Genomic DNA, 23,706 nt, shown 5'->3' with positions numbered 1-23,706 from the left:
AGCGAGGAGGGCGGCGAGGGGCAGGAGGCGGTGCATAGGGGTGGCCTTTCGGTTCGAAGGGGAATGCGGAACGGGGCAGGGATCATCCATTCTGGTATCCTCCGAAGGCGGCGACAGGGGACCAATCCGGCCTGATCGCGGGCAGGTCCGGTGCCATGCCCGCAAAGGGGCCTGCCGCGTAGGTCGTGCGTCCGCCGACCATGGTCAGCAGGCTCTCGGTCCCGGCGATCTCGTCCTGCGGGACGGCTAGGTAGTCGCGGTCCAGCACGGCGAGGTCGGCGTATTGGCCGGGCGCGAGGCGGCCCTTGCGCGCCTCGTCGCCCGAGAACCAGGCCGAGCCCACGGTATAGAGCGACAGTGCCTCCATCCGCGACTGGCGGTGGCGGGGGGCGAGCAGCGCCGTGCCGCCGACCGTGCGCCCCGTGATCGCCCAATGCAGCGCGACCCAGGGATTGTACGAGGCCACCCTCGTGCCGTCCGTGCCGAGGCCTAGGGGCACACCTGCCGCGACGATGTCGGCGAGCGGCGGCGCGTCGGCGGCGGCTTCTTCGCCGTACCGCTCGACGAAGTCCTCGCCCGCGAAGGCCATGCGGTCCTGTACCGCGATGCCGCCGCCGAGCGCCGCAATGCGCGCGATGGTCTCGGGGCGGACCGTCTCGGCGTGCTCCACGGCCCAGCGGATCCCGGCGAAGCCCGCGCGGCCCGCCTCCTGCTCGGCGGCGTGGGCGGCCTCGAACACGTCCATCATGCGCCGGATCGTCTCGTCGTAGGTGGCGTGGACGCGGATCGGCCAGCGCTCGCGCAGCAGGTGCCGGACGATGGCCTGCAACTGCCCGTTGGCGCTTGCGCGGGGCAGGACGGGGCGCGCGGCCATGAAGTTCTCGAAGTCGTAAAAGGACAGGTCGATCGCCTCGCCCGCGCCCTCGATGGTGAAGCCATGCTCCAGATGCAGGGCCATGTTCATGTTGAGCGCATATCGCTCGGTGTAGCCCTCCAGGATCTCCAGCTCGCGCCCACGCTCCTGCGGAGGCAGGAAGTTCGACACCCGCATCGCCATCTCGCCCGCCTCGGCCATGGCGAGGGTGGCCGCGTAGCCCTGCGGATAGGTGTGGCCGCCGCCCGCGAGGTCGCCCGCCGAGGTGAGGCCGAACCGCGCCAATTCGTGGTAGAAGTGACGCGCCGAGGCGCGCTCGGCCGCCGCGTCCAGGCCGCGCAGCTCGGCGATGACCCGGTTCATCGTCGCGCTCGACGGGTCGGCATAGAGGATCGCGCCGCCATCCTCGGTGATCTCGTAGCGGCCGGGGGTCTCGCGGCTCTCCTTAGCGCCCTCGCGGTGCAGCCCGGCGGCGCGTGCCCCGGCGGCGTTCAGGAATGCGCGGGAATAGAGGTAGAGGACGAAGACCGGCGTGTCGGGCGCGGCCTCGGTCAGTTCGGCCGGAGTGGGCAGACGGCGTTCGGCGAACTGCTGCCGCGACCAGCCGCCCATGACGCGGACCCATTCGCCGGGTGGTGTGCGGGCGGCCTGTTCCCGGATCATCTCGAGCCCTCGCGCAAGGCTGGTCACCCCGTCCCACCGCAGTTCGAGCGCAAAGAGCCGCGCGCCCCGCGTCGCGTGCAGATGGCTGTCATTGAGGCCGGGGACGACACGGCGGCCGCCGAGGTCGATCTCCTCGGCGTCGGGTGATGCGGCGCGCACCTCCGCCACGGTGCCCGTTGCGATCACGAGTCCGTCCCGGAGCGCCACCGCCTCAACCTCTGGCCTCGCCGGGTCGAGCGTAGTGATACGCGCGTTCGCGAGGATCGTCGGCGCGGCGGACTGCGCCAGCGCCGCCCGTCCCGCAAAGCCGCCAAGGGCGAGAGCTGCGCCACCCGCGAGAACGTGGCGGCGGGTGGTGGAAAGGCGTGCCGTGGTCATGACGGGGTCTCCCGATTGTGAGGGGCGTCCGGCGTCAGGAGCGTCCGGAGGCCGGATGCGATGGCGAGCAGCCCGAGCGCGGCTCCCGCGAGCGCGAAGGCCGCGCCGCTACCGAGCCACGCGACGATCGGTTGTGCGGCGAAGGGCGAGGCGAACTGGCCGAGGAAGAGCGCGGTCGTGAGCGTGCCGATCACGGTGCCGCGGCTGGCGGGCGTCGCGATCTCGGCCGCGAGCGACTGGAGCGCGGGCAGCAGCAGGCCGAAGCCGCAGCCGAAGAGCGCCAGACCGACCACGACCTGCGACGGGCCGGACGCCGTCGCCACGACGCCGTAACCGGAGGCCATCAACAGATAGAGAACCGCGAAGATCGCGCCGTATCCGAGGCGCGCCCGGACCCGGCCGTAGAGCGCGGACGCGATCGCACCCGTCAGCGTCAGCGTCGCAATGGCGCCGCCCGCGACCGTGCCTGAGGCGGTGCCGAGAGCCGCGAGGTGGAAGGGCACCTGCACCGGCGTCAGGTAGAACAGCACCATGGAAACGAAGGCGAGCGCGGCGAGCCCGGCGACGGGGACGAGGCGCAGGGCCTCCAGCGGCGCATCGGGCGTCGCGTTCGACGTCCGCTTCGGCTCGTCCAGGTTGGCGAGGACCATCGCCAGGATCGGGAAGGCGAGGAGGTAGAGGCCGAAGGGCGCTCGCCAGGACAGGTCGGCGAGCGCACCGCCGGCGAGCAGGAACACGATCCCCGAGCCGCCGCTGAACGCCGCCTGCCGCCCCATCACCGTGCCGCGCGCCGGGCCGTCGTAGTAGTCCGTGATCAGCGTCACGACGGCGGTCATGATCACGCCGACCGCCACGCCGAGAAGGGCGCGTGCGATCAGGAGCTGATCAACCGAGGAGGCAAGCGCACCGGCTGGTCCGGCGATCCCGTAGAGCAGGATCGCCCCGACCAGGATGCGCCGTCGTCCGAAGCGGTCCAGCATCGCGCCCGCGGCCAACGCCGTCAGCGCAGTGAAGAGCGCGGGGATCGTAAGCACCAGCCGGGTGAGCAGCGGGCCATTCGGCCCCGTCGCCACGTCCGCCTCGATCTGCGGCAGGGCGGGCGAGATCGTGGCGCCCGCCATTATCGTCATCGTGCCGGCCAGCAGCAGCGTGATCTGTCGGGCGCCGGGCTTAACTTGGGATGCGGCAGCGCCGGTCACGAGCCTGCCCCGCCTGCTTCGTCGCGTGGATTGGCCTCCAGCCAGTCCAGGACCTTCGCCGGTTCGGTCTCGCCGTAAGGATCGTCGTCGGTGCCGCCGTCGTCGCCGATCCCCGGCTCCTCGAACCAGGCGACGATCTCGCCGTCCTCGGCGACGAAGGCCGAGCGCCAGGCGCGGAAGCCGTAGCCGAGGTGGCGCCGGCTCACGAGCATGCCGAGGCGGCGGGCGAAATCGCCGTTTCCGTCGGGGACGAGCGCGACCTTCTCGATCCCGAGATGCCGTCCCCATTGGTGCATCGTGAACGCGTCGTTGACCGCGATGCCGAACACGGCGCGGCATCCAGCCTCGGTGAAGGCCCGATAGGCCTCCTCGATGGCCGGCAGGTGGCTGTCCGAGCAGGTCGGCGAGAAGGCCGCCGGGAAGAGGAACACGGCGACGCGGCCCTCACCCATCAGCTCGGGCGCGCGTATCGGCGCCCAGCGAAATGGGTTAGGCGAGATAGCCTCGTCCCGCACGCGGGTGTGTAGGACGACGTCGGGAATGCGTCGTCCCATCGCCATCAGAACCGGATGTCGAGCTTGAGGGAGGCGGCCGTCACGTCCTCGTTCGGCCCGTTGTCCGACAGGTACCCGCCCGTCTCGAAGCGCGCGATGGAGCCGCCGAGGGTGGCGGTGTCGCTGAGGCGGTAGCTTGCGAGCAGCGCGACCTCCTGGCCGATGAAGCGGTCGTCCCCTGCATTGCCGCGGATTGGAACCTGCGGCGGGGCGTAGATGCCGTCCTCGGTCTCGACGCGCCAGAAGGCTTCGTAGCGCGCGGTCAGGGACAGCTTGTCGGAGGGCGAGACGGTGATCCCCGGCCGCAAACCCATGAGGTTGCCCGCGCCGAGAGGGCTCGCCTCGCCGAAGAAGCGGCCCGGCGGGAAGGGCGCGCGAAAGGTGCCGAGACGGTCGTCAGTCGGATCGTCGTCGCCCGTGTTGATGCCGAAGTCGACCCCGATCACGGGCGTCCAGCGCGTGTCCGCGTATCCGTAGGTGACGCTGCCGGCAAGGTAGCCCGCGCGGATGTCGCCGTCGCCGCCCGCGAGGCCGTCCGCGTCGCCGAACTGAAAGCCGCCCTCGATCTCCAAGTTCCAGCCGTCGGTCGGAGGGCCCGAGGTCCAGAACCGGGCACCGATTGTGTGCCGCGTTTCGTCGAGCGGCGTGGGCTGGAAGGCGTAGGGACTCACCTCGCGGTCGAAACCGATGTAGAAGAGATCTAGGTTCGCGCGTCCCAGGAGCCCGGATGCGTTCGGCGCGAAGGTCGTGATCGGGGCCGTCGTATAGAGGCCCCAGACCGCCCGTGTGTCGTCGGTGTTGTTGTTCCAGAGACCAGGATCGTTCTCGGTCGGACGGAAGGCGAAGGCGTCGGCGATCACGCCACCGGCTGCGATGCGCGCCAGTACGCCGTCGTAATCGTTGCGCACGTTCGGGCCGTTCCGGATCGAGATGAGGCGACCCGCCCCGTAATGTAGCTCCTGCCGACCTACGCGGACAAACGCGTCCTGCACGGAGAGCCCGAACATGTCGCCGAAGGACAACTCCGCGAAGGCCTGGTGCAGGTCGGGACCGTCGTCGTCGACCGGAGGAACCGGAAAATCGCTGTCCTCGACTTGGCCGAACTTCAGGGCGCCGAAGATCCGGGCGCGATCGCCGAAGGTGACACCGGCGAACAAGTTGGCACGCAGGTGCCAGTCGAGGTCATCGCCCGGCTGGTCGCCGAAGGTCGCATCGTCGAAATACTCGAACCCGAAGCGACCATCGAAGCCGAAGCTCGCATAAATCGAGCCGTCCGCGTTCAGCGGCACGAAGCGCAGGCGATCCACCGCGCTGCGCTCGGACAGGGGCACCGTCCGCAACCAGGACCAATCCTCGTCCTGCGGCAGGATCGCGTTGGCGGGACTGTCGGGCGTGCCGCCGATCCCCAGTTGCGGCGTGCCGGGCGCATAGGGGCGCAGGTCCGAACCCTGCTGCGCTACCACCGGAGCGGCCAATCCGAGGCCGAGGGCCACTGCAAGACAGGCCGCACCCAGAGAATTGTTCGGGATTGTCTCGGTTTGGCGAGGGATGGTCTGCACTTGCGCTAACCGGTTTGCGCTCCCCCTATCGGACAGGGCATTATGCAAAGAATGGACGATGCTCATCCGCTTCCCTCAGAGACAGGGCCCGATGTTAAGCCCGGCTGGTCCGAGGTAGTTGGGCAGGGCGCGTTCGACCCAGCCTTCCACGAAGCCGGCGAGTTGGTCGGCAGGCGGTGGACAGGGGCCATCGTGCGCGCGCTGTTCCACGGCAATGTCCGTTTCCGCGAGATCGCCGACGCCGTCCCCGGCCTGAGCGACCGCACGCTGTCGGCCCGGCTCAAGGAACTGACGGCCCATGGAATCGTCGAGGGCGACCCGTCTGGGCGGGGATACCGCCTGACCGAGAAGGGGCGCGATTTGCGGCTCATCCTGATCGAGCTGGCGAAATGGGCGCATCGCTGGCGCGACGCGCCCGGGGGCTGACGCTCAGGCATCGAGGGGACGCGGATCGGAGAGATACTCGCCCGTCAGTCGCCCGAGCGAATGATAGGCCAGCGCCGCGATGGTGGGCGTCGGGTTCACGCCCACGTTCTGCGGGAAGACGGAGCCGCCCAGGACGAACAGGTTATGCGCGTCCCAGTGCTGGAGCGCGGTGTTGACCACGCTCGTCCCCGGATCCGCCCCCATCGCCGTGCCGCCCACGTTGTGCGTCGTCTGGTAGACGGTGATGTCGTAGGGCACCTTCAGCCCGTTGGCCCGGACCTGCGAAGCTCCCATCTCGCGCGCGATTTCCTCGGCGCGGTCCATGAGGAAACGCATCATCCGCTGCTCGTTGTCGGGGAAGTCGAAGGTCATCCTGAGCAGCGGGCGCCCGTAGGCATCGCGATAGGTCGGGTCGAGGTCGAGGTAGTTGCCACGGTAGCTCTGCACGCTGGCATGGACGTTGATCCCGACGCGGTTCTGGTAGCCCGCGACGACCGCCTCCTTCCATCCGGCACCCCAGGGCGGGCTGCCCGGCGCCGTCGGGTGGTAGGTGATCGGGTCGGCGCCCAGGTTGAATGGACCGATGAAGCCGCCGCCGATGAAGGGCCGGCCGTCGACGAGGGCCTGCGCGTGGTCGAAATTGTCCGACTGGTAGTCGTCGAGGATCGTGCCCTGGCTACCGCCTGCAATCTGCGGGTTCATCGCCTCACCCTCGAAGAAGGCCTCGACGTTGGCGAGCGTCTGGTAGGAGTAGTTGCGCCCCACCACGCCCTCGCCCGTCGCCGGGTCGTAAGCCGCGCCGATGCCCGACAGGAGCAACAGGCGCACATTCTCGAAGGCGTAGGCGCCGAGGATCACGATGTCGGCGGGCTGGAACAGCTCCTCGCCCGCGGGCGAGAGATAGGTGACGCCGGTGACGGTGCGCCCGTCCTCGGCCCGCTCGATCCGCAGTACCTCGCATTCGGAGCGCGCCTCGAAGTCGCCGCCGATGGCTGGGATGACGGAGTTCACGGGGCTGCCCTTGGCCTGGTAGGCGCAGGCGAAGCCGGGGCAGTGGCCGCACAGGACGCAGCGCCCCATCTCGACGCCGTAGGCGTTGGTGTAGGCCTCGGACGCATTGGCGACCGGCACGGGAAACGGGTTCAGGCCCATCGACTGGGCGGTCTCGATAAAGAGGCGGCCGGGTCGGTTGCGCTCGAAGGCAGGCAGGGGGAAGTCGTCGGAGCGCTCGCCCTCGTATGGGTTGCCGCCCTCGCGCCTCTCCCCGCGCACGTTGCCGGCCGTGCCGGACACGGCGGCGACCTTCTCGAACCGGTCGTAGCCTGGCTCGACCTCGTCCCAGGTCACGCCCCAATCCTGGGAGGTCATGTGCTCGGGAAAGATGTCCGCGCCGTAGCGCTCGGTGTAGTGCGAGCGCAGCACGAAGTCCGATGGGTAGGCGCGGGGGGAGTGGCCGGACCACGTGTTGCCCGAGCCGCCGAAGCCCTGGGAGGGGTTGAACGACCCGATCCGCCGCATCGGCAGCGCGGTCTGGTCGCCGTTGTTGCGGAAGGTGAGCGTCACGCGGTCGAGCGGCGTCGCCAGCCCGCCGCGCACCGAATAGGTAAGCCCGTCATGCATCCGCCGCGTGGCGAAGTCGTCCTGTCCGTAGGCGGGCCCGCGCTCGAGGGCCACGACCGACAGTCCGGCGTCGGTCAGCTCCTTGGCGGCGATGGCGCCGGTCCAGCCGAAGCCCACGATGACGGCGTCGGTGCGGGGGAGTGTACGGGCCATCTCAGCGCTCCTCGAGGTTCAGGACCTGCGCAAGCGAGACGGGCTCGATCTCGATGGCAGTGTCGGCCGACAGGTATGGGCGCAGATCGGTATAGGCGCCGGGAAAGCCGACCATGCGCCACGCGGCCATGTCGCGATTGCCGCCATGGATCGGGTCGCTGAAGTATGCGGTGCGGACGTCGAACCAGAAGGTCCCGAAGAAGAGGGCCGCAGGAAGGTTTGCCAGTGCCATATCCCCCGATTGCATCAGCCGCAGCGCATCGTCCTGCGTGGCGGGCGGCAACTCTGCAAATGGGGCGCCGTGGACCGCCTGTGCCCAATCCGCGATGTCGGCCAGCGCGACGCGGTAAAGCTGATGCGGCTCCAGCGGCAGCTGGTAGCCTTGCTCGGGCGTGCCCGCCTGGAACGGCCCCTCGAGATACTGTCCCTCGCCCAGCCCGTAGCCCGCGCGCAGGGCCCGGTCGAGGAAGGTCGGCACGCCGGCCTCGATGGCGCCCGGTCCGACGCCGCCCGCCGGGATCAGCCGGTCCACCATCGCCTCGACGGCGGTGGCCTCCGCATCGGTGAAGAAGAGATAGCCTCCCGCGGTGTGCGGCAGGGCGGCCAGATCCCCAACGCCCTGCGCCAGTGCAGCGGAATAGGCTGCGGTCGCGGACAGCGCGGCGGCGCCCGCGAGCAGGTCGCGTCGGCTGGGGCGAGCTTCTAATGTGGTCAAATGGTCGCGCATTGGGTCAGTCCTCCGTCGGGCTGGCAGTGGCTGGCGGAAAGAGATCGAGGCGAGCGATGGCTCCGGGCGTCGTCTCTAAGCCGAAGGAGCCGGTGACATAGGGCGCGCCGTCCGGGCCGAAAGCGCAGTTCGAGTTGGTCAGCAGGCCCGTGCGGTAGGAGGCGACGAGCGCGCCCTCCGCGTCCGCGCCCTCCGCGTCGAGCGCCCGGACGCGCCCGGTCCCGTGATGGGTGACGAAGAGGCGGCCCGCGGGCCCGAGGCACATGCCGTCCGGCGCGGCCTTGGCGTCGTCGAGCCCCTCGGGCGGGAGTTCGGCGAAGACGGAGGCGAGGCCCAGCGACAGGTCGTCCGCCACGTCGAAGACGAGCACGTCATTGGCCTGGCTCTGGCTGACGAAAAGACGCCCGTCCGACAGGATTACCCCGTTCGGGAAGGCGAGGCCGTCCGCGACCCGGCGCACCTGCCGCTCGGCGTCGATGTGGTAGACCGCGCCCGTCGCCTCGGTGCGGCTGCCGCTGTCGGTGAACCAGAAGCCGCCCTGACCATCGAGTTCGAGATCGTTCGGAAAGACGAAGGTCCCCCCGTCGAGGCCGTCGACCTCGTGCAGGACCGACCCGTCCCCGTCGAGCCACAGCACCGCCGGACGCGTCATCACGACATGGGTTCCGTCTGGCATGACGGCGTGGCCATTGGCGCCAGTCCGGGTCAGGAATTCGCCTTCCGCCCCGTCCGAGCCCACCCGCGTGACCGCGCCGCGCCTGGGTTCGGAGAAGAACATCGCCCCATCCGCATCGAAGGCGAGGCCTTCGGTATAGGTCGAGGTCTCGGCGACGATCTCGGGCGCCACGGCCCAGGCGGCGGGAAGGTCCTGCGCGGCGAGCGGCGTGGCAGCGAGGCCGAAAAAGACCGCAACGGATTTCGGTAAGAGGGCTCGGGCCCCCGCATCCCGCCACGGGGACGGCGCGGCGGGGCGGAGGCCCGTATGGCCGGACCGGCCGGCCTGCATTCGACGTGACGATCGGGGCAGAGCCGAACTGTTCGGGGAGAAGATGCGATCCGACATGATCGCGAGGATAGGCGGCGGATCTTGGGCGGCGTTGGACAGACGTGCCGTTCGGATGGGACGTCAGAAGCGAAGGGAGTGCCGCGGCTCGCTGGAGGCTCCACACGACTTGTGGTGATTAAGCTCCATTCGATCCTTGAAACGTGCCGATAGCGTATGATCCCACTGAAGCTTAGATGCGAATTCGCGCTGGAGCGGACGACTTCGTCGCCGCCTACGACGCGGCGCGCGCGCCGCTCATGGCCTCGCCGCACTGCACCTCGTTCGACCTCAGTCGCTGCGTCGAAGACCCGACCCAGTTTATCCTCCGGCTCGAATGGACGAGCGCCGAGGACCATATGAAGGGCTTTCGCGACTCGCCCGAGTTCCGGGAGTTCTTCGCGCTGGTGAAGCCTTTCTACGACGACATCCAGGAGATGCGGCACTACGAGCAGCTGCTGGAGGCCGCGCCGTGACGGCGCCGACGCTCTACGACTGGATCGGCGGGTCGGAGGCGCTGAACGCGTTGACCTCCGACTTCTACGACCGCGTGAAGGCGGACGATCTGCTCGGACCCGTCTTCGCGAAGATGGACGCGGGCCACCCCGCCCATGTCGCGGCCTTCATCGGCGAGGTGTTCGGCGGACCCAAAGCCTACAGCGTGGATCACGGTGGGCACCCGGAGATGATCCGGCATCACCTGGGGCGGCATCTGACCGAGGCGCAGCGCCGCCGCTGGATGACGCTGCTGCTCGACGCCTACGAGGATGCGGACGTGCCCCACGATCCCGAGTTCGCCTCCGCTCTAGTTTGCTATCTCGAATGGGGCTCGCGCCTCGCCGTGATCAATTCGCAGCCTGGGGCGGAGGTCGATGCGGATGCGCCGATGCCGGAATGGGGATGGGGCGAGACCGGAGGCCCGTGGCAGCCGGAGACGGCTAAGGATTGAGCCGGTCGCAGCGCGTCGACGACCGAATGGCTGCTCCCAAAGCCGCTGCCGTTTCCCCGAAGCGGATGGTGACGTGCAGCCCGTCGGCCTCGAGATGGCGCTCGAAGGTTCCGCCGAGCTGCCGAACGGCCTGGCGGATCATCTTCGTGCCGAACCCGTCCTTCGAGGCCGCGAAGACCGAGGCGTCGAGGGGCGGCGCGATGCGCTCCCGCCAGTCGATCTCGAAGGCGTCGCCGTCGCGTGTCACGCTGAGGTCGAGCCCGCCGTCCCCGTTGCGCAGGCCGCCATACTTCACCGCATTCGTGGCCAGTTCGTGTAGTACGAGTCCGAGGGACGCCGCAGTCTGGGTCAGGACATCGACGCCTTCGGCCCGCACCTTGATAGGCGAGGTCTGCCGGTACGGGGCCAAGGTCCGCTCGATGATATCGCCGGCCGAGATGCGGCTCGTGTCGATCGTCTGCAGCGCCACGTCGTGGGCCTGCGACAGCGCCCCGATGCGGCCGCGCAGATCGTCGAAGGCCGCCCGCGCCTCCGGCGCGCTGCGCCCCGCCATCGAGACCATCGCGCCGACGACGGTGAAGATGTTGCGCACGCGGTGCAGCAGCTCCGAGGAGACGAGCTCGACGCGCTCGCTGGCCTCCTTGATCGCGGTGATGTCGTGAGCCGAGCCGACAATACGGCGCACCGTGCCGTCCTCCGCCCGCTGGTAGGGCGCCTCGTGCGAATGCAGCCAGACCCATCGTCCGTCCTTGGTCCGCATCCGGTACTCGAATTTCGCGGTCCCGTCGGTGTTCAAGGCCTTGAGGACATCGATGTGGGCGGGGAAGCGTGCGTAATCGTCCGGGTGCATGAGATCGCTCATGATACCGTCGCCCATGGCGCGGATGTCTGCCTCGCTGTGGCCGAGATAGGCGAAGAGCGAACGGTTGACCCAGACGTTCTCCATCGTCTCCAGGTCGAAGACGTAGAGGATCGCGGGCGCGACGGTCGCGATCCGTTCAAGGAAGTGCTCGGGGTCCTGTTCGGCTCCGGGCGGGACCACTACGGCGGGCGTGGCGTGTAGTGTGTCTGGCATGGCCCCCTCGGTCCCGGCGCGGAGACCGGACTGTATCAATCGCTAGACGGTAGCACGAAACGCCAAAACTCACACTTCCAGTGTCAAGATCGTCGCCAGGCACGCCTGTACGGCCAGTTGACGGGGATTGAGGGAGCCTGAATTGGGGCCAGACTGCCTTCCGCGAAAGGACCAGCGTCCCGTAGTTCGGCGGACCGTGGAACGACACGGTCGATCTTGTGCACGAGACTGATTGGGCGGACGCTTTGCAAGTTCTGCAGGCCGAACGTCCGCCGCTCGGCTCGGCCAGCCCTAAGCCAGGATTTCCACCCACGGCGTCGCCTTCCGCGCTAGATGATGAGGCGCCGCAAGGGACGAGATGGATGACGAACGTAGAAGAAACGCTGGAAGAAGGGGGCGACCCACGATCGCTGGAGACCCGCACTGTGGTCGCAGGCACCGGGCTCGGGACAGCCGTCGGCTGGGCGATCATCGTCCTGGCCATCCTGGCGGTGCTCGCCGCGCTCGCCGTCGCGCGGGTCTTCGTCGTCCCGGTCATCATGGCCTTCCTGCTCGCGCTCGTCTTCAGCCCTCTCTGCCGTTGGTTCCGCCGGCGTGGTGTGCCCGAGCCGGTCGCGGCCCTGGCGATCGTCTTGGGGCTGCTCGCGGGTCTCGCCGCGACGTCCTTCTCGCTGGCGCTGCCGGTATCCGGCTGGCTCGAGGATGCGCCCGGCATCGCCCGCGAGGCGGAGCGCAAGCTGCGCGTCCTCGCGGGCTACGCGGAAGCGGTCAGCGAAGCGGGGCGCCAGATCGAGGAGGCCGCCGCATCCGGGGAGGGCACCGAAGCGGCCCCGGTGGAGGTGGTCATAGCGGAGCAGGGGCCGTTGACGACAGTGGCGCTCGGCGCGCCGCTAATCGTGGCGCAGACCGTCTTCGTGCTGATCCTCACGTTCTTCATCCTCGCCTCGGGCAGCCTCTTCTACGAGCGGCTGGTGCGCGTGATGCCGACGCTCACCGAGAAGAAGCGCGCGCTCCAGATAGCCTACGACATCGAGCGCGACGTCTCGCGCTACCTCCTGTCGATCACGGTCATCAATGCGGGCCTGGGTCTCGCGGTCGGCCTCGCCATGGCGCTCCTCGGCATGCCCAGCCCGCTGGCCTTCGGCCTCCTGGCCTTCGCACTCAACTTCGTGCCCTTCCTCGGCGCGATCGGGGGCGTCGCAATCTCCTTCGCCGTCGCCCTGGTGACCTTGCCTACCGCCTTCGACGCCTTCGTCGTGGCCGCCGTCTACTTCGCCCTAACGTCGGTGGAGGGGCAGGTGGTCACCCCCTGGCTGGTCGGTCGGCGCCTGCGCCTCAACACCGTGGTGATCTTGATCGCCGTGGCGTTCTGGGCCTGGCTCTGGTCGGTGATGGGCATGATCATGGCCGTGCCCCTGCTCGTCTGCCTGCGCGTCCTGTGCCAGCATGTCGAGCCGCTGCGACCGTTCGGTGAGTTCCTCGCCGGACGCGAAGATCGCTGACGATGACGGGCTGTGGGTCGGGCTGAGACTTCCGATGACGCGGTAGCGGAACGTCATACGAGGGCAGCCGAAGCGTCGGCGTCCGCGCCGGTCGCATCGCGACCGTTCCTTTCGCGTTCCCTCCGCGGCCGCATCGCGTTCAGGACCCCGAGGATCGAAAGCACCGTCTCCGTCTCGCGCGCCCAGACGAGATTGTAGCGCAGGGTGAAGCGCGGGCTTTGCGGCCGGATGACGATGCCGGGATAGGCCAAGCCGTCCGGCATCGGGGCATGGCCGACGCCCGCGCCGCCTGACACCATCGCGAAGAGGTCGGCCGTCGTCGAGACCTCGAGGGTCGAAGCGGGCGCGACGCCTTCGGCTTCGCAATAAGCCCGGTAGGTCTCTGCGAGGATCGGCTGCTTGGCGCGGGCGGGCATGATGACGGGCAGGCCGTCGAGCTGCGAGGTACGGATCGCCGCTTGAGCGGCGAGCGGATGGTCCTCGGGTAGCAGCACCTTCATCTCGACCTCGAAGGCCTCGCGCGAGTGCAGCCCGGCCGGGATGGACCGGTCCCAGGCGATGGCGGCATCGATCTCGCCTTCCGCGAGCGCGCGACCCAGGCCTGCCTCGTCGATCTCGATGACGCCGACCTCGGCGACCGGGTTCGCGGCTTGGAAGCGCGCAACCAGATCGCCTGCCGCAGGTTGTGCGGCGCCGATGGTGAGGCCGAGGGTCAGCCGCTCGATCCCGTCTTCTGTCGACGTGCGCGCCGCGCGGATCGCGGTATCCGCATGCTGAAGCGCCGCCTCGGCGGAGGCGAGGAAGGCGCGGCCTGCGCGTGTCAGCTCCACCTTGCGCGAGGGTCGCTCGACGAGGCGGGTGCCAACCTCGGCCTCCATGTCCTTGATGGCCTTGGAGATGACGGGCTGCGCCGTGTGCATCCGATGCGCCGTCCGCCCGAAATGCAGCTCCTCGGCGAGGATGGCGAAGATCCCCATCTGGCGCAGGTCCATGGGGCGATCCAATCATAACCGTTCGGAGATGGCTGAATCGCACATCTCTATTGGTCCCAAGATGTATGCCGCCCCATCTCGTCGTCCAACCGCCGGGACAGACCAATCGAACGAGAGGGACAGATTACCGCCAGCGACAGGACCCTTCATGCCATCGACGCGCCGACCCGAGGATGCGTCCCGTCTCCGTCAATCCCAGATCATTGGGTTCCAGTGGCGTTCTCCCATGATCTGAAGTCGAAGCCTCTTGGGATCGCCGTGGACGACGTGCCCGTCGTGCTCTGGCGGGCCGAGGGCGCGGTGCAGGCGCTGGTCGATCAGTGCCCCCACCGCTCCGCTAAGCTGTCGGTCGGCAAGGTGGTGGAGGGCGGGGCGATCCAGTGCCCCTTCCACGCTTGGCGCTTCGGCGGCGATGGAGTCTGCCGGTCCATCCCGCTGGTGACGGGGGCCGAGCGGCCCGCCAAAGTCCGTGCCGGTCGGCTGGCCGCGCGCGAGGCGGGCGGGCTGATCTGGCTTTTTACCCGCGTGCTGGAGGTGGACGAGGCTGTCCCGCCTATGCCCTCGCTGCCGCCCTCAATGACTGAGCCCGGATGGCATGGCGACATGATCGTGCGCGAATGGGATGCGCATTGGTCCCGCGCGATCCAGACCATGCTGGACGTCGCTCATATCCCCTTCGTCCGTGCCCGCACCATCGGCGCGGGGCTGGGCCGCAAGATCGGCAAGGTGGACGCGGCGCACCTGAAGCTCGACTTGCGCGAGACGGGCGGCGGGGCCTACGAGATGGATTGGGGCCTGACGGACCCTGTAACCGGCGGCGAGAGCGACGCGGGCTGGCTGGCCTTCCTGCCGCCCAACGGCATGTCGCCCAAGGTCCCGGTCAAGGGAGAGACAAAGCAAGGCGGCGCGCGCGTGCCGAAGGAATGGTATCTTCACATCTTCTGCACGCCAACGACGGAGGGGCGTAGCAACCAGTTCGTCGTGCCCCGCCGCAACTTCGGGCGGGGCAACCCGGCCTGGGCTGCCGCCGACAAGCTCAACATCGTCGTCCTCAACGAGGACAAGCGCAACGTCGAGACCGCATGGCCCTCCCGCGTGCCCGCGCCCACGGCCGAGATTTCCATGCCAGCCGACGCCAGCACCATCGCCTTCCAGCGCTACCACTGGAAGACCTTCGTCGAGCCGACCCTGCCGCCGCGTGGGGCTGATGCGGTGGAGGCCGCGGAATGAACGAGACCGAGACGCCCAAGATCACGCAGAAATCCTTCGATCTGCTGGACGGGCTCGCGGCCGACAACAGCAAGGACTGGTTCGACGCGCACTGCGACGAAGTGAAGGCGTCCCTCCAGGCCCCTTTTGCCGCGACGCTGCATGCCGTCTCCGCCCGGCTGCCAGGCACCGACATGGAGCTGATGGGCAGCGCGGACACGATGTTCCGCATGAACCGCGACGTTCGCTTCTCGAAGGACAAGCGGCCCTACCGCGAGAGCGTCGCGGGCCTGCTGACGCCGTCGGGTGCCAAGAAGGAGACCGACGGGGTCGTCTATGTCGAGCTATCCCCCGACGGCGGCTGGGCGGGGGGCGGATACTACAAGCTCCCCACGAAGGCGCTAAACGTTCTGCGCGACCGGATCGTGGCGAAGTCGGACGACCGGGCTGACACGAAGGCCGAGATCGAGGCCCGGGGTGGCGCGCTGGTTCGCGACGACAGCCTGACCTCGATGCCGCGCGGTTATGCCGACCATGCCGATGGGCCGCTGGCGGACGAACTCAAGCTTAAGAGCCTGCTCGTTCGGGGCGACCTGCCGAAGTCGGCATGGCTCGACGGCACCGCGCCCGAGCGCATCGCCGCGACCGCGCTAGCCGTCGCGCCGCTCATCGCCTTCGGGCGCGCCGCGCGCGGCTGACCTCCTCTCCAACACGATGAAAGACACGGACATGACCGACCTCACCGGCAAGACCGCCCTCGTCACCGGCGGCTCCAGCGGCATCGGCCTCGCCGCCGCAAAGTTCCTCGCCGAGTGCGGAGCCACGGCGATCCTCACCGGACGGGACGAGAAGAAGCTCAAGACGGCCGCCGAGGACGTCGGAGGAAAGGCAATCGTCTCCGACGGGGCTGACATAGCCGCCATTCGCGCGCTACCCGGACAGCTCGACGCGCACGGCGCCGCACCCGACATCCTTATTCTCAACGCTGGCTTCGCGCGGTTCCAGCCGCTCGCGCACCAGACCGAGGACGATTTCGACGCGCAGTTCGACGTCCTCGTGAAGGGGCCGCTCTTTACCGTGCAGGCGCTCGCGGACCGCATCCCCGAGGGCGGGTCGATCGTGCTGATCACCGGGGCCATCAACGACTTCTTCGGACCCGGTTGCCACGCCTACGGTGCCGCCAAGGCCGCCGCCGCCAACCTGACCCGCTCCCTCGCCCAGGAGATGGCACCGCGCGGCGTCCGCGTGAACGCCGTCTCGCCGGGTCCGACCGAGACGATGCTCTATGCGGATACCGGCATGCCCAAGGAGGCCTACAAGGCACAGCGCACCACCCTGGAGCACCTCATCCCGATGGGCTGCTTCGGGACCGCCGAGGAGATGGGCCGCGCCATCGCCTGGATCGCCAGCCCGGAGGCCGGGTTCGTGACGGGTCACGAGCTCGCGGTGGACGGCGGGATCACCGCGTTCACGCCGATGTGGGTCGTACGGCCGGAGTAAGGTGGAACGTTCCGCCAGGTATGCCCGCAAGACAGGTCAGCCCTGTTTCGTCAGGGTCGGTTCGGTCGGCGTCACCCGATGAGACCCGTCCGGAACGGCCGCGAGCGCGTTCATGATCTGCACCCTACGAAACGGTCGTCTACGAGCGACCCTCAAGGACGTCGGCATGAGCGCCGCCCGCTTCCACGATCGCGTCTGCGAGTGGCCCATAGAGGGTTCCGTGCAACGATCCGGGGATGATCTTCAGCGCCGATCCTGGGATCGCCCGATGCAGCGACCACGCGGTCGAGAGCGGGCATGACAGGTCGAGCCGGCTGTTGATGAGCGTTACCGGAAGACCCGCAAGGTCAGCGGCGCGGTCCAGAAGCGGCGGGTCGAGCCACGCCAGATGCCGGAAGTAGTGCGTCACGACGCGCGCGAAGCCGAGGCGGAAGGTGGGGTCCTCGAAGCGTCCCGACGGCTCGGCGCGCGGGTCGACTTGCAGCACGGCCTCCTCCCACCGGCACCAAGCTCGCGCGGCGTCGAAGGCGACGCGCGGTGCATCGCTCGCAAGGCGCGGCGCATAGGCCTCCGCCATGCCGACGCCCGGCGCGCCTTCCGGGGCGCCCGCTTGGAACGCCTCGAACGCCTCGGGGAGGAACATGCCCGCGCCGCCGTAGAGCTGGTCTAGTTCGGACCGGCCCGTCGTAGTAACGGCGGCGAGGATCAGGCCGGCGACACGGTCCTTGTGGGCATGAGCATAGGCCTGCGCGAGCGTCGTGCCCCAAGAGGCCCCTTAGACCGTCCATCGATCGATCCCCAAAAGGGACCGCAGGCGCTCGAGGTCGGAGACGAGATGGTCCGTGGTGTTGGCATGGAGCGCGCTCAGGTCTTCGCCCGCATGCGGACGCGACCGTCCGGCGCCCCGCTGATCGGTCGTCACGATGTGCCAGCGGTCGGGGTCGAAGAGGCGCGGCAGCCGCGCGGACGTGCCGCCGCCCGGGCCGCCATGCAGAAGGACGACCGCGGGTCGCGATGCGTCAGCGATTGACCGTGGCATGGCCATGTCCTTGGGGATCTGGATGACGTGGCTGGCGATGGCCGGGCGTGGGTGCTTGCGCGCCGATCAGCATCGCGCCGCCCATCGCGCCCACAAGATAGCCGACAAGATGGCTGATGACGTGAGGTGGCCAGGACAGGCCGGATTGCATGAGGGGCGGGTGCCCCATTTCCCAAGCGATCTTGGCCAGGCCGGCGGTCAGCAGGACCGTCCAGAACAGCCGCGGACCTCGCGCGATCCCTGTCAGGCAAAGCGCGGCGAAGAACGTATTCAGGACGCCGGACAGACCACAATAGCGGTCGACGGATGGGTCCATGACCACGCCAAGGGAGATCGCGCCACTGGACACGAGGGCGAGCGCCAGTATCGGTCCCGTTCCGATCCGTCTTTCGAGAGGAAGGCCGAGGGCGACGAGTCCCACGACGTTCGGAATAAGATGACCGGGGTCGAGATGGATCAGATGCGCCGAGATCAGACGCCAGACTTCACCCGAAGCAAGCCCGTGGTCGCTGTGGACCATGGTGTCGAACGCCTGCCTATCCGTTCCGGTGAATGCATGGACCAGAAGTAGCGTCAGCACCAGGGCCACGGTCGCGGGGGCGGCGCTGGCCGCCCCCGCGATGCGACGGATGACGGAGCGCACGGTCACGAGCGGTCCCCGGAGCGGCGGCGGCCCAAGCCGCCGGCAAGCCCGGCGAGGCCGGCAAGAACCATGCCGAGCAGACCGATATTGCCCGAGCCGCCGCTGCCGCCACTGCTCCGCGTCGCTGTCGGGGCCGGCGCTTGGAACATGGGCTGACCGGTATCGACCCGCGTGGTCCGGACCGGCGCGCTGGCCCGCTGCTCGGCCGCGGCGGTTTCGATCTCTACCCGGTCTCGGTTCCTGCGTTCGATGCCAAGTTCCTCGAACCGTTCCTCGCGCAGAGCGATCATCGCCGTCAGCGGGGTCAAGACGCCGTTCTCGACCGAGAGGTCGATGACGGCCGAGTTCGCGTCTGCGTCTTCGCCGAGAAGCGCCATGCGCTCCATCCGGGTCTCGATCGCCTGAAAGGCCCACAGCCGTTCGATCTCGGGATTGCGAAGGGCGGTTTCCGGCAGCGGCAGGGTCGTGGTGTAGCTGACTGCCTCGCCCGCGATCTCTCCGGTCAGGGTAACACGCACGTCGCCTGCGCCCCAGTAGTGCCCCAGCAGCGAGAGTTGCTCGCCGCGATAGAGAGTGCGGATGTCCTCCGCTTCGATGTCGGCGATGCGCACGTCGCCATCGACCGGATCCAGCGCCACGTTCAGGCCGTTGAGCGCCTCGAAACCCACCTTGCTTGCGGCTTCGACCAAGACGCCCTGGATGTCATCGGAGTTGGAGACCGCGACCGACGTGCCGCCCGACAAGCGGGTCATCGGTTCGAGCAAGGGACGGTTGGCCCCGTTCCCCATGACGGCGGTGAAGAGCCGGACGTCCTGACCCCGAACGAGGTCCATGAATTTCTGCGTCTCCGTTACGCCGACATTCGCCTCGCCATCCGTGACGAGGACAACTGCGCCGGTCCGATCCGCATCGAGCCCCCGTAGACCCATGTCGAGGCCGGCATAGAGGTTGGTGCCTCCACCGGGGGGCAGAGTGCGGGCCGTCTGGCTCCACCGGGCGATGGCGTCCGGCGTGGCCTGGATCAAACCACCGGTCAGATCCTTGGCGCCGTCGTTGAAGGTCGAGATGGAGAAGCGATCCTCCGGCGTCAGGCTGGCGAGGGCACGGGCCACGCCTTCGCCGAGGGTCGCGATCTTTCCGTCCATGGAGCCGGAAACGTCCAGAACGAAGGCGAAATCCCGTCCGCCCTCGATCGGTCCGAGATCCATGCCGGGGGTCAAGGTCAGCATGAAGGTTCCGCGTTCGCCGGCCTCGGCCTTGTAGGGGACGAGGTCGACGCGCGCCGGCTGGTCTGCAGCTTGCCGCCAATAGAGGACGATATCCGTATCCAACCTGGTTGCGGCCGAAGGCGCGGTTCGACGGGCTTGCAGGGCGGAGTTCTCTATCTCGGCGGCGTTCTCGGTCGCCGGAGCGCCGTCGAGCGCGATCTCCTCGCCGCCGAGCGTAGCCCATTCGGCATCTGCCGCCGGGTCGAAGGCGGCATCCGTCAGTTCGGGCGCCGTGCCGTCGGATAGCGGCGCGGGAAGACCCAGGACGTTGCGCCCGTCGCCCAGCGAGATGCGCCAGCCGTCCGCAGTCCGTTCTGTCCGCGCGTCGGGATGGGCCGGCAGGCGCACTGCCTCGATCGGGTAGTCGGTTCGAAGATCCATCTCGAACGCGAAGCGGCCCGCGACCGTTTCGGTCATGTCCCAGAACGCGATGCGGTCCTCGTTCGTGCTCTGCCGTTCGAGCGGATAGGCATATCGGCCGATGCCGCCCTCGAGCCGGGCGGGCTGAATGTATGTCAGCCTCACCATGACGTCGCCGCCGGCGGGAACAGGCGTGACGCGCATGTCGAAGGCGTAATGCGCGTCCTGCTCGGCAATGGCGGCTTCGCGACCTGCGGCGCGTTCCCCCTCGTAGATCTGTCGGCCACGCTCGCGCTCGACGACTTCGCCGACCACGGGCTTGCCGTCGATCCAGTAGGTGAACTCGGACACGGCGGCCTTGTCCGGAACGGGAAACGAGTAATGCGCTTCTGCCGCGAATGCGCCGGGATTGGCGAAGCGCTGCTCGATCGTCGTGATGGCGTATCCGTCCTCCAGCACGACGGTCACTTCGTGATCCGCGAGGGTCAGCGACTGGGTGCTGCCTGCGGGGGTCAGAAGGCCAGCGGCCTCGACGGGGGATGGGGCCATCACCGTCGCCGCGGCCATTGCGCTGACGAAAGCGGAGGTTGCGAAGAGGGCAGTGCGTGTCATTTCTCGCTCCTGAACAACGTTCAACAAATTGGAGATAGCAAGGTCGTGAACAATGTTCAAGAGACAGGTTGTAGACATCGAAATCCCGTGGCGTCAGAGGTCGACCATGAGCACAGGCACCAGACATTCGGCCGACGGGGACGCTTTGCCTGCCGATCGGGACGACGGGGGGAGGACCGGCGCCACTGCCCGCCGTGCGCCGGACGCGAAGCGACAGGCCATTGTCGATGCGGCGGAACGGATCGTCGCCGACGAGGGGATCGCAACCTTGAAAGCGAGGCGCCTCGCGGATGAAGCGGGCGTCGCGCTGGGCACGCCCATCAATCTGTTCGGGTCGATCGACAACGTGATGGCCGCGGTCAACGCGAGGACCTTCGACAGGCTGGCGGATGCCTTGGACGCCGTGCCTCGGGCCGAGGACCCGCAAGAGGATCTGACCGCGCTGGCCCGGGCCTATGCCGGCTTTGTCAGCGATCAGCCCAATCTCTGGAGCGCCGTCTTCGAAGGTCCCGTCGGAGAGCGCGGGACGAATCCCAACGATGAGCGGGTCGCCGCGTTGCTGAGCCGCCTGGACGACCGGGTCACCGCTTCTCTGGGGCAGGAGCGCAAGGCGGAGGCGCGGATCCTCTGGGGTGCGGTGCATGGCCTCGTCTCCCTGTCGGTGACAGGACGGGCGCAGCTTCTGGGGCTGCCGGACCTGGACGAAGCGGTGACGGCCCTCGTCACGCGATACCTGTGGGGCGTTCGGGACTGAGACCTGGCTGAGCGGGGGCTATGCGGTTTCGGACGCCAGCGGCTCCCGTCCGTGGCGGTGGCGATAGCTTCCCGGGGTGGTTCCATATTGCTGTCGAAACAGACGGTGGAAGTAGCTGAGGTTCTCGAACCCGCAATCGGCCGCGATTTCGAGAAGCGGCCGGTCCGTCCCGGCGAGCAGCATGGCCGCATGCTGGATCCTGATGCGGTTCACATACTGTGTCGGACTGAGGCCCAGATGGCGTCTTGTCTGCCTGCAGACATGCTCATGGCTGCGGCCGGCCGCCTTCAGAAACCCCGCCGCGCCCTGACGAAACACCCTCGGCTCTGCGGTCGCGCGGCAGGCCGCCAAGAGCCAGGCCGGGATCCGTTCATCGGCGGCGTGGCTTGCATCCAGCACATGCGTCATCACGGACAAAAGGAAGTGCTCGATCCGCGCGAGGCTCCTCCGGCTGGTCTGGAGGTTCAGCAACGCGTTGACCGCCCTTTCCAGGCGAGGGCCCTGCAAGCGCAGTGTCGCCGGCATCTGACCGGATTTCCAGAAAAACCGTCCGGAGAAATCCTCTGCGTAGCGTGTTTCGAGATGCGCCGCCGTCTCGCGCCGGAACATGACGTTCAGGATCTGCGCGTTGGTCCCGACGACCGCCTGGAGCGCGTGACTGTCGGTCGGCCTCAGAAAGACCAGATGCCCGCGGCCGAGCACTTCCTCTACGCCGTTGATCCAGTGGTGCAGATGCCCGTGCTCCACCAGCAGGAGTTCGAAAAAGTCGTGATTGTGCTCGAGCACGGGCGGCGCGTCGGACAGCGTCTTGCGCACGAAGTGAAAGGCGTCGGATGCGCCGAGATAGGCGTCAATCCTGAACATCTTCTGAGGGAGACGCATGATAGGCGGGGCCGCGCTGAGAACCTTCCTTTCGGAGAACGTCAAATCCGTACATTTTTTTGTCAAGCATGTCTCTCACCAGCCGGTCGGGCCGGTTCTAGTCTGGTCGACGCTTGGAGGAGGCAGCTTTCGTCATGGAAACGGATGTGGATCTCGATCTGCGGTTCCGCCCCGTACCGGCTGGGCCGGGGCGCCTGCTCTCCGCAGGCCAGATCGATCATTACAATCGCCACGGCTATGTCGCGCCCTTCGAGATCTTCGATCAGGACGAGATCAGGACGATCCGCAGCTATCTCGACCGGCTCATGGACGACCTTGGTGAGAACGGAAGCTACGGGATCAATTGCTACCAGGCCCGGCTGTCCGGTCTATGGGACATCGCCACCAATCCGAAGATCCTGGATCATGTGCAGGATATCATCGGCGGGAACATCATCTGCTGGGCCAGTGCGGTTCTGTCGAAAGCGGCAGGCGATCCAAGGCATGTTCCCTGGCACCAAGACGCCTCGTTCTGGAAGCTTACGCCCGCGCGAACGGTGACCGTCTGGCTGGCGATCGACGAGGCCGACGAAGCGAATGCCGCCATGCAGTTCATTCCCGGAGCCCACGACAAGGGGGCGATCGGTACATCCGATGCCGGGGCGGGATCGGTATTTCACAAGGGAATTGCGGATGCAGAGCGGTTCGGCGCGCCGGTGGTCAACGATCTGAGAGCGGGCCAGATCTCGATGCATGCGGACATGCTCGTACATGGATCGGGACCGAACCTGTCGGACCGAAGGCGGTGCGGACTGACCTTGAGATACTGTCCGCCGGAGGTGCGTATTGTCGATCTGGACTGGGCGCGCGGGGTCGAGGCCATCATTGCGCGCGGATCGGATCCCGACGGGCATTGGCGCCACCATCCGCGCCCGGACAACGATGATATCCGCAAGACCTCCAGCCCGCATGTCGTCGGGAACAACTGAATGACGTCTTCGTCTCAAGCGATGGGGCCCGCGACATGCGCCTGACCTGGTTCGGCCATGCGGCGTTCCGCCTTTCGGACGCGAATGGCTTCTCCGTCACTACGGATCCCTACACGCCCGAAGGCGTGGGCTATCCGCCGATCCGCGAGGCGTCGGATGTCGTCATCATTTCTTCCGACGACGACGACGCACATTGCCGGGCCGATCTGGTCCCCGGCAATCCGGTCGTGATCAATGCGCTGCATGTGGCGCAGCAGGGCGGCACGGCAGAGGCGGACGGCCTGACTGTCAGCGCGATCGAGGCGGCCGAATGGGACCACCATCCGGAACATGAAGTGCCGGGCCAGAACGGCATGTACCGCTTCGAACTCGACGGTCTGCGCATTGCGCATATGGGCGATGTGGGAAATCCGCTCACCGATGCGCAGATCGCTTTCTTCGAGGAGTGTGACGTGCTGCTGGCCTTGGCGGGGGGCTATCTGACTATCGAACTGCCCGACCTGATGAAGATGATCCGTGCGGTCGGGCCGAAGCTGGTCGTGCCGATGCATTTCCGGACGCTGACCTATCGGCCCCGCAACACGATGTGGATCGAGAGCTTCCTTGGTCACTTCGACGACGCGGATGTCGATTTCGCCTGCGCCCACACCGTCGAGATCGGCCGCTCGGACATTCCGGAGGAGACGCGCGTGCTGGTGCTCGATTACGTTAGGTGACACCGTGTGCCGACGGGCGGCTTGAGGCGCGCCGAAGGTAGA

The 23,706-nt window shown here is 67.9% G+C and carries 22 protein-coding genes and 1 pseudogene; 10 read left to right on the top strand and 13 right to left on the bottom strand.

Going from position 1 to position 23,706, the window contains the following annotated elements; translation table 11 throughout:
* Nucleotides 1-82 precede the first annotated feature (82 nt).
* Genes jaqu_RS06270 through jaqu_RS06255 form a run of 4 tightly spaced genes read right to left on the bottom strand, consistent with a single transcriptional unit; the run spans nucleotide 83 to nucleotide 5,161 of the window.
* Nucleotides 83-1,915 (bottom strand): amidohydrolase, encoded by a 1,833-nt coding sequence (locus jaqu_RS06270; protein WP_052500814.1) that lies wholly within the window; start codon nucleotides 1,913-1,915, stop codon nucleotides 83-85.
* Nucleotides 1,912-3,114, bottom strand: a complete 1,203-nt coding sequence (locus jaqu_RS06265; RefSeq protein ID WP_084629481.1) for an MFS transporter — start codon at nucleotides 3,112-3,114, stop codon at nucleotides 1,912-1,914. Before jaqu_RS06265 ends, jaqu_RS06270 begins: the two co-directional genes overlap by 4 nt.
* Nucleotides 3,111-3,674, bottom strand: coding sequence for a redoxin family protein (locus jaqu_RS06260; protein ID WP_201774354.1), 564 nt, complete (start codon nucleotides 3,672-3,674; stop codon nucleotides 3,111-3,113). Before jaqu_RS06260 ends, jaqu_RS06265 begins: the two co-directional genes overlap by 4 nt.
* On the bottom strand, nucleotides 3,674-5,161 hold the full coding sequence (locus tag jaqu_RS06255) for an alginate export family protein (protein ID WP_161793833.1): 1,488 nt from the start codon (nucleotides 5,159-5,161) through the stop codon (nucleotides 3,674-3,676). Before jaqu_RS06255 ends, jaqu_RS06260 begins: the two co-directional genes overlap by 1 nt.
* A gap of 117 nt (nucleotides 5,162-5,278) precedes the next feature.
* Here jaqu_RS06255 and jaqu_RS06250 point away from each other — a divergent pair, with 117 nt between their 5' ends.
* Nucleotides 5,279-5,653 (top strand): winged helix-turn-helix transcriptional regulator, encoded by a 375-nt coding sequence (locus jaqu_RS06250; RefSeq protein ID WP_084629477.1) that lies wholly within the window; start codon nucleotides 5,279-5,281, stop codon nucleotides 5,651-5,653.
* A gap of 3 nt (nucleotides 5,654-5,656) precedes the next feature.
* Here jaqu_RS06250 and jaqu_RS06245 read toward each other — a convergent pair whose 3' ends face one another.
* From jaqu_RS06245 to jaqu_RS06235, 3 genes are read right to left on the bottom strand one after another with little or no spacing between them, the layout of a single operon-like run.
* A complete protein-coding gene (locus jaqu_RS06245) occupies nucleotides 5,657-7,426 on the bottom strand; it encodes a GMC family oxidoreductase (protein ID WP_043918080.1) in 1,770 nt (589 codons plus the stop codon).
* 1 nt (nucleotide 7,427) lies between these two features.
* On the bottom strand, nucleotides 7,428-8,153 hold the full coding sequence (locus jaqu_RS06240) for a gluconate 2-dehydrogenase subunit 3 family protein (protein ID WP_052500813.1): 726 nt from the start codon (nucleotides 8,151-8,153) through the stop codon (nucleotides 7,428-7,430).
* Nucleotides 8,154-8,157: 4 nt separating this feature from the next.
* Complete coding sequence (locus tag jaqu_RS06235) at nucleotides 8,158-9,159, bottom strand: SMP-30/gluconolactonase/LRE family protein (protein WP_052500812.1); 1,002 nt, start codon at nucleotides 9,157-9,159, stop codon at nucleotides 8,158-8,160.
* A gap of 233 nt (nucleotides 9,160-9,392) precedes the next feature.
* Between jaqu_RS06235 and jaqu_RS06230 the strand changes: the two genes are divergently transcribed.
* Together jaqu_RS06230 and jaqu_RS06225 are read left to right on the top strand one after the other, a co-directional pair.
* A complete protein-coding gene (locus jaqu_RS06230; protein ID WP_043918079.1) occupies nucleotides 9,393-9,671 on the top strand; it encodes a putative quinol monooxygenase in 279 nt (92 codons plus the stop codon).
* Complete coding sequence (locus jaqu_RS06225) at nucleotides 9,668-10,144, top strand: group II truncated hemoglobin (protein WP_043918078.1); 477 nt, start codon at nucleotides 9,668-9,670, stop codon at nucleotides 10,142-10,144. The genes jaqu_RS06230 and jaqu_RS06225 overlap by 4 nt, the downstream gene beginning before the upstream one ends.
* Here jaqu_RS06225 and jaqu_RS06220 read toward each other — a convergent pair.
* Nucleotides 10,134-11,219, bottom strand: coding sequence for a sensor histidine kinase (locus jaqu_RS06220; protein ID WP_084629469.1), 1,086 nt, complete (start codon nucleotides 11,217-11,219; stop codon nucleotides 10,134-10,136). The genes jaqu_RS06225 and jaqu_RS06220 overlap by 11 nt on opposite strands.
* 362 nt (nucleotides 11,220-11,581) lie before the next feature.
* On the opposite strand from jaqu_RS06220, the gene jaqu_RS06215 reads away from it, so the two are divergent.
* Complete coding sequence (locus jaqu_RS06215; RefSeq protein WP_052500811.1) at nucleotides 11,582-12,721, top strand: AI-2E family transporter; 1,140 nt, start codon at nucleotides 11,582-11,584, stop codon at nucleotides 12,719-12,721.
* Nucleotides 12,722-12,774: 53 nt separating this feature from the next.
* Here the strand turns inward: jaqu_RS06215 and jaqu_RS06210 are convergent, their stop codons facing one another.
* Entirely contained in the window at nucleotides 12,775-13,713 is a 939-nt protein-coding gene (locus jaqu_RS06210) for a LysR substrate-binding domain-containing protein (RefSeq protein WP_043918076.1), read from the bottom strand.
* 213 nt (nucleotides 13,714-13,926) lie between these two features.
* Between jaqu_RS06210 and jaqu_RS06205 the strand changes: the two genes are divergently transcribed.
* The 3 genes from jaqu_RS06205 to jaqu_RS06195 are packed head-to-tail and all read left to right on the top strand — an operon-like array spanning nucleotide 13,927 to nucleotide 16,422.
* Nucleotides 13,927-14,943, top strand: coding sequence for a Rieske 2Fe-2S domain-containing protein (locus tag jaqu_RS06205; protein WP_043918075.1), 1,017 nt, complete (start codon nucleotides 13,927-13,929; stop codon nucleotides 14,941-14,943).
* The gene (locus jaqu_RS06200; RefSeq protein WP_043918074.1) at nucleotides 14,940-15,620 is read left to right on the top strand and encodes a TIGR02453 family protein; all 681 of its coding nucleotides are present in this window, start codon (nucleotides 14,940-14,942) and stop codon (nucleotides 15,618-15,620) included. Before jaqu_RS06205 ends, jaqu_RS06200 begins: the two co-directional genes overlap by 4 nt.
* Nucleotides 15,621-15,651: 31 nt before the next feature.
* Nucleotides 15,652-16,422, top strand: a complete 771-nt coding sequence (locus jaqu_RS06195) for an SDR family oxidoreductase (protein WP_043918073.1) — start codon at nucleotides 15,652-15,654, stop codon at nucleotides 16,420-16,422.
* Between the two features lie 139 nt (nucleotides 16,423-16,561).
* Here the strand turns inward: jaqu_RS06195 and jaqu_RS22375 are convergent.
* From jaqu_RS22375 to jaqu_RS06180, 3 genes and pseudogenes are all read right to left on the bottom strand, one after another.
* A pseudogene (locus jaqu_RS22375) lies at nucleotides 16,562-17,461 on the bottom strand (alpha/beta fold hydrolase).
* A complete protein-coding gene (gene rrtA, locus jaqu_RS20515; protein WP_052500808.1) occupies nucleotides 17,442-18,110 on the bottom strand; it encodes a rhombosortase in 669 nt (222 codons plus the stop codon). The pseudogene jaqu_RS22375 and the gene rrtA overlap by 20 nt, the downstream one beginning before the upstream one ends.
* Nucleotides 18,107-20,344: a VIT and vWA domain-containing protein gene (locus tag jaqu_RS06180; protein ID WP_052500807.1), complete on the bottom strand. Its 2,238-nt coding sequence runs from the start codon at nucleotides 20,342-20,344 to the stop codon at nucleotides 18,107-18,109. Before jaqu_RS06180 ends, rrtA begins: the two co-directional genes overlap by 4 nt.
* Before the next feature lie 106 nt (nucleotides 20,345-20,450).
* Between jaqu_RS06180 and jaqu_RS06175 the strand changes: the two genes are divergently transcribed.
* Nucleotides 20,451-21,098, top strand: coding sequence for a TetR/AcrR family transcriptional regulator (locus jaqu_RS06175; protein WP_052500806.1), 648 nt, complete (start codon nucleotides 20,451-20,453; stop codon nucleotides 21,096-21,098).
* An 18-nt stretch (nucleotides 21,099-21,116) separates the two neighbouring features.
* Here the strand turns inward: jaqu_RS06175 and jaqu_RS06170 are convergent, their stop codons facing one another.
* Nucleotides 21,117-21,962: a helix-turn-helix transcriptional regulator gene (locus jaqu_RS06170; RefSeq protein ID WP_161793832.1), complete on the bottom strand. Its 846-nt coding sequence runs from the start codon at nucleotides 21,960-21,962 to the stop codon at nucleotides 21,117-21,119.
* A 152-nt stretch (nucleotides 21,963-22,114) separates the two neighbouring features.
* Between jaqu_RS06170 and jaqu_RS06165 the strand changes: the two genes are divergently transcribed.
* Both jaqu_RS06165 and jaqu_RS06160 read left to right on the top strand, forming a co-directional pair.
* Complete coding sequence (locus tag jaqu_RS06165; protein WP_043918072.1) at nucleotides 22,115-22,948, top strand: phytanoyl-CoA dioxygenase family protein; 834 nt, start codon at nucleotides 22,115-22,117, stop codon at nucleotides 22,946-22,948.
* 35 nt (nucleotides 22,949-22,983) lie between these two features.
* Nucleotides 22,984-23,664 carry an MBL fold metallo-hydrolase gene (locus jaqu_RS06160; RefSeq protein WP_043918071.1) on the top strand — a complete coding sequence of 227 codons (681 nt, stop codon included), beginning with the start codon at nucleotides 22,984-22,986 and terminating at the stop codon, nucleotides 23,662-23,664.
* Nucleotides 23,665-23,706: the final 42 nt, after the last annotated feature.

It is taken from the genome of Jannaschia aquimarina, from assembly GCF_000877395.1.
Lineage (GTDB): Bacteria > Pseudomonadota > Alphaproteobacteria > Rhodobacterales > Rhodobacteraceae > Jannaschia > Jannaschia aquimarina.
The sequence above is the reverse complement of the archived record's forward strand: the minus strand, read 5'-3'. Positions and strand labels throughout refer to the sequence as shown.

Coding starts and splice junctions, on each gene's coding strand:
- jaqu_RS06160 (WP_043918071.1), top strand. CDS start 22,984: ATGCGCCTGACCTGGTTCGGCCATGCGGCGTTCCGCCTTTCGGACGCG.
- jaqu_RS06250 (WP_084629477.1), top strand. CDS start 5,279: ATGGACGATGCTCATCCGCTTCCCTCAGAGACAGGGCCCGATGTTAAG.
- jaqu_RS06245 (WP_043918080.1), bottom strand. CDS start 7,426: ATGGCCCGTACACTCCCCCGCACCGACGCCGTCATCGTGGGCTTCGGC.
- jaqu_RS06175 (WP_052500806.1), top strand. CDS start 20,451: ATGAGCACAGGCACCAGACATTCGGCCGACGGGGACGCTTTGCCTGCC.
- jaqu_RS06210 (WP_043918076.1), bottom strand. CDS start 13,713: ATGGACCTGCGCCAGATGGGGATCTTCGCCATCCTCGCCGAGGAGCTG.
- jaqu_RS06195 (WP_043918073.1), top strand. CDS start 15,652: ATGACCGACCTCACCGGCAAGACCGCCCTCGTCACCGGCGGCTCCAGC.
- jaqu_RS06180 (WP_052500807.1), bottom strand. CDS start 20,344: ATGACACGCACTGCCCTCTTCGCAACCTCCGCTTTCGTCAGCGCAATG.
- jaqu_RS06230 (WP_043918079.1), top strand. CDS start 9,393: ATGCGAATTCGCGCTGGAGCGGACGACTTCGTCGCCGCCTACGACGCG.
- jaqu_RS06220 (WP_084629469.1), bottom strand. CDS start 11,219: ATGCCAGACACACTACACGCCACGCCCGCCGTAGTGGTCCCGCCCGGA.
- jaqu_RS06240 (WP_052500813.1), bottom strand. CDS start 8,153: ATGCGCGACCATTTGACCACATTAGAAGCTCGCCCCAGCCGACGCGAC.
- jaqu_RS06235 (WP_052500812.1), bottom strand. CDS start 9,159: ATGCAGGCCGGCCGGTCCGGCCATACGGGCCTCCGCCCCGCCGCGCCG.
- jaqu_RS06170 (WP_161793832.1), bottom strand. CDS start 21,962: ATGTTCAGGATTGACGCCTATCTCGGCGCATCCGACGCCTTTCACTTC.
- jaqu_RS06165 (WP_043918072.1), top strand. CDS start 22,115: ATGGAAACGGATGTGGATCTCGATCTGCGGTTCCGCCCCGTACCGGCT.
- jaqu_RS06215 (WP_052500811.1), top strand. CDS start 11,582: ATGACGAACGTAGAAGAAACGCTGGAAGAAGGGGGCGACCCACGATCG.
- jaqu_RS06270 (WP_052500814.1), bottom strand. CDS start 1,915: ATGACCACGGCACGCCTTTCCACCACCCGCCGCCACGTTCTCGCGGGT.
- jaqu_RS06200 (WP_043918074.1), top strand. CDS start 14,940: ATGAACGAGACCGAGACGCCCAAGATCACGCAGAAATCCTTCGATCTG.
- jaqu_RS06260 (WP_201774354.1), bottom strand. CDS start 3,674: ATGGCGATGGGACGACGCATTCCCGACGTCGTCCTACACACCCGCGTG.